The organism is Streptomyces sp. NPDC058674 (assembly GCF_042716505.1).
Taxonomy (GTDB): domain Bacteria; phylum Actinomycetota; class Actinomycetes; order Streptomycetales; family Streptomycetaceae; genus Streptomyces.
In genome coordinates this window covers 1-2701 of sequence record NZ_JBHXSC010000139.1, presented here as the reverse complement: position 1 = coordinate 2701, position 2701 = coordinate 1, and the positions used below count along the sequence as shown (strand labels likewise).

Sequence of the window (2701 nt, the reverse complement as noted above, 5' to 3'; positions counted from 1 at the left end):
GGGACCCTGTGGGAGAGTAGGACGCCGCCGAACAATTATTGTGGGAGAGCCCCGCACCTTATGGTGCGGGGCTTTTCTGCGTTCCGGACCGGAAACGCGTGACTCCGTACCGCCCCCGCAGGGCGCGCGCAGTGCACCAGGGCCTGGACAGCACCGCGACACCCCCGCCGGCTGGGCGCTGAGTGCGCGAGCATCCGGCTCTTGCTGGTGGGCGTAGCTCCGTCTCGGGGGCAGCTGATCTCGGGTGCTGCGACGACCGTTGACCACGCCGAGGTGGTGTGAACGGCGGTACTTGGTCGGGATATTCGCTGGCCGCCGCTTGTTGATCGTGGTCATACTGCCGCGATGGAGCCAGTGACTCTCGAGACCGACCGTCTGGTGCTGCGGGCCTTCGCACCTGCCGACGTGGATGCGGTGTACGAAGCCTGCCAGGACGAGGACATCCAGTTCTATACCCCGGTGCCGGTGCCGTTCCGGCGTGCGGACGCGGAGGGGCTCGTCTGCGAGAAGCTGCCCGCTCAGTGGGCCGAGGACAGGCACTACACCCTCGGCGCGTTCCGCAAGGACACCGGCGCCCTGGTCGGCTCGTACTGCCTGACCCTCATCAGCCGCGGCGTCTGGGAGCTCGGTTACTGGGCGGTCACGGAGCAGCGCGGACGCGGGTACTCGGTCGAGGCCGCTCGGGCCCTGTGCGAGTGGGGCTGGGCCACGCTCGACGTGCACCGCGTCGAGTGGTGGGCCATGGTCGGGAACACCGGCTCGCGTGCCGTTGCCGAGAAGCTCGGCTTCACCGTTGAAGGGACCCTGCGCAATCGCGGCATCGCCAACGACGGCAAGCCGCACGACTGGTGGGTGGGCGGACTCCTGAGGCCCTGATGCTCGGGCCGGTGCTTCGCCGGCTGCGTTCGCTCGTCTGCGGGGAAGTCCCCAGCTCGGGCAGTTCCCCGCAGAAGAGCCACATCCATTGATCATCGGCGGACAGTCGGACCATGCGGCGTTGACCCAACTCTCCCGCGACATGGGGAGATCCGCCCGTTGCCGGCCATGCGTGGCTTCGCAGTCCCCGACCACCTGGGCGTGCGACGTCGGACCTGGCGGACGTGTTTGCCTACGCCGAGGCCGCGGGGATCCGGTTGCGGATCGACGGCGCCGAGACCCGGGTTCGCCACCCGAAGGCAGGCAGGCCCGAACGGCGGTAGTGCCGGCTCCACCCGAAGGTGACGGCCGAGGTCGACGAGGGCTGCCGGGGGCGGGCCCACGAGTTCCCTGAGCAGATCAGCGTCCCTCCGAAGAAGCCGAAGAGCGACGCGCCGCTCGGTGAGCAGTACGCCGGGCGGGAGACGGAACACGGCCGGGGGGTGCCTCCATGTTTTTCGTCAAGCCCGTGGCTGGTAGAAGGTGCCGTCGCGGAGCATGGCGAACAGGACGCTGATGCCTTGGCGGGTGAGTCGGAGGAGGGCCTGGGTGTGGGCTTTGCCGCGGACCCGGCACTTGTCGTAGTAGGTGCGGTAGGCGGGGTCGTGCAGGGCGGCGAACGCGGACAGGAACATCGCGCGTTTGAGCTGCCGGTTCCCGCCTCTGGGTGCGTGTTCGCCGTGGATCGAGGTGCCCGCCTGCTTGGTGGCCGGAGTTCGTGGACGGCGGTGAGCTGGCGGGCCAGGGACGGGATCACGATGTCGAGGGTGCCGGTGCCCGGGACGACAACGCTTTGTTCGTCGGGGCGGCTCAGCTCGAGGAGTCTGCGGCGTCCGGCCTTGCGCAGGGCGGCCGGGGAAACGTAGCGCTCCAGCAGCCAGGTCACGGCATGGTGGTCGAGTCTGGGCCCCAGGACGCGTGCCAGCCTGGGGTGGAACTGGGTGAGCAGGCCACGTATCCGGTTGGAGGTGCGGGTGGCCTCGGCGGCCAGGTCCTGGGCGTAGCCGACCAGGACGGCGAGTTCGGCGGTGATCTCGTCGGTCGGCTCCAGCGAGCGCAGGGTGTGCGGCATGGTGCGGGCGGCGTCCGGGATCACGGCCGCGTCCTTCGCGTCGGTCTTCGACTCGCCGGGGTAGAGGTCGGCGATCCCCCGCATGGCCAGTCCGGCGTAACGGCTCATCCAGCGCTGGTGCCACGCGGTCCAGAGGTGACCCTGTCAGCAGGCGTCTGACGTGCCTCCCCGGGCTCGGCAGGTGGCAACTGGGCTGCCGCGTGCCGGCAGGGGCGGGAGCAAGAGGGCGCGAGGGACTGCGCGCTTCGTACGGCAAGGGCCAGTGGGTCCTGGGGATCAGCTGACGCGGCTTCTCGGCGCGTCCCTTCTGCCCTCGGCGCGCAGAGGGCAGGCTCTGGCAGCTCGATGCACAGCGGCCAGGGCGAGGCGTGGTGTTGCGCGCGCAGTACGTCGAGGGGGCGGCCCGGCGTGGGTGCGGAAGCCCAAGTGGGCGGGCCTCCTACCCGTTTTGACACCCTCCAACCCCAGCTTGTAGAGTCAAACGGTTGCCTCGAACTGGCCAAGTTCGGCAGCCCACCCCCCGAGGAATCACATTTCGTGTGGGGTGCAATCGACTCCGTACAGGAATCCGAAGCCGGGAAATCCGGTGGAGAACTTCTGATAGAGTCGGAATCGCCGGAAAGGGAAGCGCGAAAGCGAATACCTGGAAAGCGAAGCCCGCTTCGACCGGGAATCGGACACGAAAGAGTCTGGTAGAGTCGGAAACGCAAGAAC

General features: G+C 68.8%; 1 protein-coding gene and 1 pseudogene. One reads left to right on the top strand and one right to left on the bottom strand.

Annotation, left to right across the window (positions count from 1 at the left end; genetic code table 11):
* Positions 1–345: 345 nt before the first annotated feature.
* Complete coding sequence (locus ACFWU6_RS33620; RefSeq protein WP_383985277.1) at positions 346–876, top strand: GNAT family N-acetyltransferase; 531 nt, start codon at positions 346–348, stop codon at positions 874–876.
* Positions 877–1376: 500 nt separating this feature from the next.
* On the opposite strand, the pseudogene ACFWU6_RS33615 reads toward ACFWU6_RS33620, so the two are convergent.
* Positions 1377–2080: pseudogene (locus ACFWU6_RS33615) on the bottom strand (transposase); the annotation flags it as partial.
* Between the last annotated feature and the right edge of the window lie 621 nt (positions 2081–2701).